Below are 6891 nucleotides of genomic sequence, written 5' to 3'. Positions count from 1 at the left end.
GGCGCCACCAACGAAAAAGGCGGCCCTGCGGCCGCCTTCTTGTGAATCACTTGCCCTTGACGTGCTTCATCAAGCGCCGCTTGGCCTTGACCTGCCGCTCGGTGAGGACGTTCTTCTTGCCCTCGTACGGGTTGGTACCCTCGCGGAAGATGAAGCTCACCGGCGTGCCGATCAGCTTGAAGCGCTTGCGGAAGAAGTTCTCCAGGTAGCGTTTGTACGATTCCTGCAGTTCCTTCAGGCGCGTGCCGTGCACGATGAAGGTCGGCGGGTTGGCGCCGGCCGGGTGCACGTAACGCAGCTTGGAGACGTGGCCGCGGATGGTCGGCGGCGGGTTGGTCTCGTAAGCCATTTCCAGCGCCTTGTTCACTTCGCTGGTGGTGAAGGTCTTGTTCGCCGATTCGTGCGCGCGGTGCACCGCACGGAACAGCTCACGCAGGCCCGAACCATGCTTGGCCGAAATGCGCACCGACTCGGCCCACGGCACGAAGCCCAGGCGCAGCGACAGCATCGTTTCCGCCTGCTCGCGCTGGTACTCGGTCAGGCCATCCCACTTGTTGATGGCGATGACCAGCGCACGGCCGGCATCCAGCACCGCGCCCAGCACGGTGGCATCCTGGTCGGTCACGCCTTCTGTGGCGTCCAGCATCAGAACGGCCACCTGGCACTGCTCGATGGACTGCATGGTCTTGACCACCGAGAACTTCTCGACGACCTCATCCACGCGCGAACGACGGCGCAGGCCGGCGGTATCGATCAGGCGGTATTCGCGACCGTCACGCTCCAGGTCCACGGCGATCGAGTCGCGCGTGGTGCCCGGCACGTCCGAGGCGATCATGCGCTCTTCGCCGAGGATGCGATTGACCAGCGTCGACTTGCCCACGTTGGGGCGGCCGACGAAGGCGATGCGGATGCGGTCCGGATCGTTGTCCAGCTCTTCGCCGCTGCCTTCTTCGGGCAGGCGCTGGATCACCTCGTCCATCAGGTCATCCAGGCCCTGGCGATGGGCGGCAGACACGGTCAGCATTTCGCTGAAGCCGTAACGGGCGAATTCCGAGCGGACGGTGTCCTCGTCGGTGCCGTCGATCTTGTTGATCAGCAGCAGCGTCGGGCGCGACAGCTTGCGCAGCCACGCCAGGATCTCGTCATCCATCGCCGAGGTGCCCTCGCGGGCATCAACGACGAACAGGATCAGATCGGCTTCGGCCGCAGCGGCGCGAGCCTGGCGCGTGGTAGCGCCCGCCAGGCCTTCCTCTTCCTCGGCAATACCGCCGGTGTCCACGACGAGGAAATGGTTGTCCTCGTCCAGACGGCAGACGCCGTAGTTGCGATCACGGGTGACGCCGGGCTGGTCATGGACCAGGGCGTCACGCGTGCGGGTCAACGCATTGAAAATGGTCGACTTGCCGACATTCGGCCGTCCAACCAGGGCGACCAAAGGCAGCATCGCGGTTACTCCGTATTAATTTGCCAACCGGAACGCGGTCAGCTTGCCGTCAACATTCTGCACCAGCAGCACCCCGTCGACGACGATTGGCTGGGCCAGCAGGGCGTCACCGCCGCTCTTGGCCCGCGCCGCCATCGCGCCGTCGGAGGCCTGCAGCCAATGCAGGTATCCCTTGTAGTCACCGACCACCACGTAATCACCCTGCAGCGCAGGCCCGGTCAGCGAACGACGCGCCAGACCGGTCTGCGACCACATCGCGGTGCCGCTGGCCTTGTCCAGGCCGAACACGCCGCCCTTGGGGTCGGTAACGAACACATTGCCCGAAGACACCGCCACGCCGCCGGCACCGCCATGGTCGCGCGCCCACAGCGGGCGACCGGTCGGGCCTTCGATGGCCATGGTCTGGTTCTTGAAGCTGCTCACGAACAGCGTATTGCCTTCCAGCACCGGAGCGCCGTCGACGTCGGCCATGCGGTCCAGCTCGGTACGGCCTTCGGGGCTGCCCACGGTCTGGTCCCACAGGGTGCGGCCGTCCTGCATGGCCAGGGCGGCGACAGCGCCGTCATCCTTGCCGATGAACAGCACGCCCGGACCGGTGACCACCGGCGCGTTGCCACGCACGGTCAGCGCCGGCAGCTCGCTGGGGTTGAACCACTTCTGGGTGCCGTTGGAGGCTTCGAACGCGGTGACGCGGCCATCATTGCTGCGCACGAACACCAGGCCCTGCGACACAGCCGGGGCCGAGATCACTTCGCCCGGCACGCGGGCGCGCCACTTCTCGCTGCCATCGTTGATGTCCAGCGCGATCACCTGGCCATCGAGGGTACCGATGACCACCAGGTTCTCGCCGACACCCGGGCCGCCGGACAGGCGCAGCTTGGCCTTCTTCTTTTCTTTCTGCGGCTCCCAGGTCCAGACCTTCTTGCCGGTCTGCAGGTCGATGGCGTGCACGCCACCGGTGATCGCCGCAGCGAACACGTGGCCGTTGGCCACGGCCGGGCCCTGGCGCACGCCGATGCGGCGCTCACCCTTGCCCAGGTTGACCGACCAGGCCTTGTTGACCTTCAGGGTCGGCTCGAACTTGACCAGTTCGGCCGGCTCCTGTGCCTTCTTGGCGGCGGCATCCTTACCAGCGAACCAGCCCTTCATGGTGCTGCAGCCGGTCAATGCCATGCCCAGCAGCAGGACGGAGGCGACGCGCGTAATCATGACCTTCTGACTCATCAAACCGACTCCGCAGGGGCGGCGACGGTGCCGCCAGCGTCCATAACCTTGGTTTCCAGCACGCGCCGCTGCGGTGCTGCCACGTCCAGCGTCTTAAGCGCCTTCTCATACTGCTCACGGGCCGCGTCACGCTTGCCCTGCGCCAGCAGCGCATCGCCCTGGATTTCCAGGCTGCCGCTGTCGCTGGCGCTGCCAAGCAGCTTGATCGCTTCGTCGCTCTTGCCGGTGGCCACCAGCAGGCGGGCCACGCGCTGGTCGACCACGCGCTGCAGGTCGCCTTCGACCTTCACGGCGCGCAGGGTGGCCAGTGCTTCTTCATTCTTGCCGGCGTCGACCTGGGCCTTGGCCAGCTGCAGGGCCGCCAGATCGCCGTAGATGCTGGACGGACCAGCCTCCAGCGCCTTGACTGCCTTTGCCGCGTCATCCAGCTTGTTGCCCTGCAGGCCAACCAGTGCCTTCTGGTACTCGACATTGGCCGAGGCCAGCTTGCCGCCCTGTTGGGTCTGGTACCACTGCCAGCCGGCAATGGCGCCGATGGCGATCGCTACGCCACCGAGGATGCTGGCGCCATTCTTCCGCAGCCAGCTGCGGACACGTTCACTTTGTTCGTGCTCGTCGAGCAGATCGTCGATCGCCATGCGTACTCTCGCCCCGCCCGTAGGGAGGGACCATTGGGATTATCGAAGGTGGTGAAACCGCGTCTCAGTGCGAAACCGGGACAACGGAGCCTTCAGAGGATACCTGAAAGCGGGCCACGTTGGCTCGCTGGTAGGGGGTCAGATCGACGATAGCGCCGTTCTGCTGAACCTGGACCGCCGAGGCGTTGCCCAAGGTCACGCGGCTCACCTGGCCGGGGGTGAAGCTGCGGGTTTCGCCGGCCTTGATCAGCGCCTTCTCGACCGAGCCGCCATCGGGGCCTGCAATATCGACCCAGCTGTCGCCACTGAACTGCATGTCCAGGTTGGCGGTGGCCGGGGCGGCCGGGGCCGGACGCGGCACCGGGGCCAGCGAGGCCACGTAGGGGGTGGCTGCCGGTTTGGCGGCGGCAACCGCCGGCTCGGCACTGGCGGCCGACGGCTCGTTGCCGACCGAGGACGGGGCCACCGGCACGGCGGCCGGCACCACGTCCAGCGAGGCCGTGTTCGGGGTCGCCGGGGTGTTGTCGAAGTGGCCGCGGGTGGCAAACCACACCGGCACCGCCAGCACTGCGGTGATACCGACATAGAGCATGCGCCTGCCGAGGTTCTCGGCGATGCGGCGGGCACGCGGGGTATGGGTATGGCTGACCAGGGTGGGCGGAACGACCGCACCGACCTGGGCCTGCTCCAACAGCTGGCTGATATCCACGTTCAGCAGGCGCGCATAGCTGCGCAGCTGGCCACGGACGAATACCGGGGCGCCGAGCTTCTGCCACTGTTCCTCTTCAAGCGACTTGACGACCTGGACCGGCATGCGCAGGCGCTGGCCGACATCGTCAAGGGTCAGTCCGGCCGCCTCGCGGGCCTGGCGCAGGCGGGTGCCGCAGCCGGCCGCAGTATCGAGAGCGCTCACAGTCTGGTCATCAATCACAATGCATCAACCCTGGAGGTTAGGAGCCCGCGTCCTGCGGAAATTCCTGTCGAATCCGCTGCAGATAACGATCGGATGCCGCCTGATCGCCCAGTCGCGCCTCGATTTCAGACGCAAGTTGTAACACGGAACGTGTGGCCGGTGCAGCCGCAATCCTACGTTCGGCGAAGGCGCGCGCCTCGAAGAACCGGCCACGCCGGACGTTGAGCTGCGCCATCGCCTCGAGCGCGACCGGGTTGGCCGGCACCGTGAGCAGGGCCGCACGCAGGTCGCGCTCGGCGCGTTCCACCTGCCCCGCATCCAGCGCACAGCTGCCGGCATTGGCCAGCGTGCCGCCTGCCGAAGCACTGCCCGGCAGCTGCAGCGCACGGTCGAACCACACCAGCGATTCGGCGGCATTGCCGTGCTGGCACAGCCAGGCACCGTAATTGTTGAGCACGTCACCGCGCTGCGGCGCCAGTTCGGCGGCGCGGCGGAAACCCTCGCCTGCCTGCTGCGTGCGGCCGCGACGGTCGTCGATGCCGGCCAGCAGCATCACCCCGTCCACGCCCTTGGGCTTGAGCTTGATGGCCTGGCGCACCTTGCGCTCGGCCTCGTCCAGGTTGCCCACCTGCATGTCGCGGGCTGCCAGCGCGAGCTGGTCCTGGTAACGGAATTCCTCGCGGACGCCCGGCGCATCGCGCACGTGGCGCTCCGGGGCGATGTCACCACCGCGGCTGTATTCCTCGGGGAGGTGCGACTTGGTGGTCTTGCTGCAGCCACTGGCCGAAACGGCCAGCACCCCTGCAATCAGGACTGGCCAGAGACGGTCACGCGGCCGCATCGCTCCCCTTCCCTGCCTGCAACGTCTTGTTGAATTCCGCCTGGCGGCGGGTGCGGTCCATCACCTGGCCCTTGAGCTGGCCACAGGCGGCGTCGATGTCGTCGCCACGGGTGCGGCGGACCATCGTCAGCACGTTGCTGTCGAGCAGTATCTTCTGGAAGGCGCGGATGTGCGCTTCTTCCGAACGCTCGTAGCGGGTGCCCGGGAACGGGTTGAACGGGATCAGGTTGACCTTGCCCGAATCCTTGGCCTGCACCGCATTGTCAAACTGGCGCATCAGGCGGGCCAGTTCACGGGCATGCTCGGGCTTGTCGTTGATGCCCTTCATCAGGGTGTATTCGAAGGTCACCGATTCGCGGCGCTTGTTGGCGCGCAGGTAGCGTGCGCACGAAGCCATCAGCTCGGCGATCGGATACTTCTTGTTGAGCGGCACCAGCGTTTCGCGCAGCGCATCGTTCGGCGCGTGCAGCGACACCGCCAGCGACACGTCGCTTTCGGTGGACAGGCGGTCGATCTGCGGCACCAGGCCAGAGGTCGACAGGGTCACGCGCTTGTTGGCCAGGCCGTAGCCCAGGTCGTCGCGCATCACGCTCATGGCGCGCACGACGTTGTCGAAATTCATCAGCGGCTCGCCCATGCCCATCATCACCACGTTGGTGAGGCGGCGCATCTGGTGCGGCACGTTGCCCAGGTGGCGTGCGGCAACCCACACCTGGCCGATGATCTCGGCGGTGGTCAGGTTGCGGTTGAAGCCCTGGGTGGCGGTGGAGCAGAACGTGCAGTTCAGGCCGCAACCGACCTGCGAGGACACGCACAGCGTGCCGCGGGTCTTGTCGGGGATGTACACGGTCTCGATGGCGTTCTTGCCGTCCACGCCCATCGCCAGCAGCCACTTGTGGGTGCCGTCGGCGGAGGGCTTGTCGAACACGATGTTCGGAACCAGCACCTCGGCATGGGCCTGCAGCTTGGCGCGCAGGACCTTGCCGAGGTCGGTCATTTCATCGAAATCGGTGACGTAGCGATGATGGATCCACTTCATCACCTGATGGGCACGGAACTTCTTTTCGCCGAGAACCTCGACGAAGAACTTCTCCAGGCCCGCGCGATCGAGGTCGAGCAGGTTCTGCTTGCCAGCCGCGGGTGCCGACTTCGGCAGCGGCTGGATGGCGGGGGACTGTACGACCTCGTTCACGGCATTACTCTCAGCGCGAGACGACTTCGGTGGCGGCGAAGAAGTAGGCGATTTCAATCGCTGCATTCTCGACCGAGTCCGAGCCGTGGGCGGCATTGGCATCGATGGATTCAGCGAAGTCGGCGCGGATGGTGCCTGCGGCGGCTTCCTTCGGGTTGGTGGCGCCCAGCAGATCGCGGTGGGCCAGGACGGCGTTCTCGCCTTCCAGGGCCTGGATCATCACCGGGCCAGAGATCATGAACTCGACCAGCGCGTTGAAGAACGGACGCTCGCGGTGCACGGCGTAGAAGCCTTCGGCTTCACGACGCGACAGCTGCTTGTACTTGGCGGCCACGACCTTCAGGCCGGCCTTCTCGAAGCGTGCGTAGATTTCGCCGATGACGTTCTTGGCAACGGCGTCCGGCTTGATGATCGAAAGGGTGCGCTCCAGCGCCATGGGATGTCTCCAATGGAATCGGGCCGCTGATGGCCCGAAGGGTAACATGAAAAAAACCCGCGTCGGGACGCGGGCTTAGCCTGATAAACGTAGGCGAATTGTAAGAGATAACGCGGCCGGGTGGTAGAGGGCCTGCGGCCCTCCTGTAGAGCCGAGCCCATGCTCGGCTGGCCTTTGGTCCGAGAAGCAGCCGAGCGTGGGCT

Annotated in this window: 7 protein-coding genes; all 7 read right to left on the bottom strand. The window is 66.0% G+C overall.

Annotated elements, in window-relative coordinates; genetic code table 11:
• Positions 1–46 precede the first annotated feature (46 nt).
• On the bottom strand, positions 47–1444 hold the full coding sequence (gene der / locus DCO49_RS18875) for a ribosome biogenesis GTPase Der (RefSeq protein WP_116865296.1): 1398 nt from the start codon (positions 1442–1444) through the stop codon (positions 47–49).
• A 15-nt stretch (positions 1445–1459) separates the two neighbouring features.
• The gene (gene bamB, locus DCO49_RS18870; protein WP_116865295.1) at positions 1460–2668 is read right to left on the bottom strand and encodes an outer membrane protein assembly factor BamB; all 1209 of its coding nucleotides are present in this window, start codon (positions 2666–2668) and stop codon (positions 1460–1462) included.
• Entirely contained in the window at positions 2668–3306 is a 639-nt protein-coding gene (locus tag DCO49_RS18865) for a tetratricopeptide repeat protein (protein ID WP_116865294.1), read from the bottom strand. The genes bamB and DCO49_RS18865 overlap by 1 nt, the downstream gene beginning before the upstream one ends.
• A gap of 64 nt (positions 3307–3370) precedes the next feature.
• Complete coding sequence (locus tag DCO49_RS18860) at positions 3371–4237, bottom strand: helix-turn-helix domain-containing protein (RefSeq protein WP_116865293.1); 867 nt, start codon at positions 4235–4237, stop codon at positions 3371–3373.
• A 19-nt stretch (positions 4238–4256) separates the two neighbouring features.
• A complete protein-coding gene (locus DCO49_RS18855; protein ID WP_116865292.1) occupies positions 4257–5060 on the bottom strand; it encodes a type IV pilus biogenesis/stability protein PilW in 804 nt (267 codons plus the stop codon).
• Positions 5047–6252 carry a 23S rRNA (adenine(2503)-C(2))-methyltransferase RlmN gene (rlmN, locus tag DCO49_RS18850; protein ID WP_116865291.1) on the bottom strand — a complete coding sequence of 402 codons (1206 nt, stop codon included), beginning with the start codon at positions 6250–6252 and terminating at the stop codon, positions 5047–5049. Before rlmN ends, DCO49_RS18855 begins: the two co-directional genes overlap by 14 nt.
• Before the next feature lie 10 nt (positions 6253–6262).
• Complete coding sequence (gene ndk, locus DCO49_RS18845; RefSeq protein ID WP_008265389.1) at positions 6263–6688, bottom strand: nucleoside-diphosphate kinase; 426 nt, start codon at positions 6686–6688, stop codon at positions 6263–6265.
• Between the last annotated feature and the right edge of the window lie 203 nt (positions 6689–6891).

Origin of the sequence: Stenotrophomonas sp. SPM (genome assembly GCF_003105135.1) — a bacterium.
Taxonomy (GTDB): domain Bacteria; phylum Pseudomonadota; class Gammaproteobacteria; order Xanthomonadales; family Xanthomonadaceae; genus Stenotrophomonas.
Note: the sequence above shows the minus strand (reverse complement) of the source record. Positions and strands in the feature narration are given on the sequence as shown.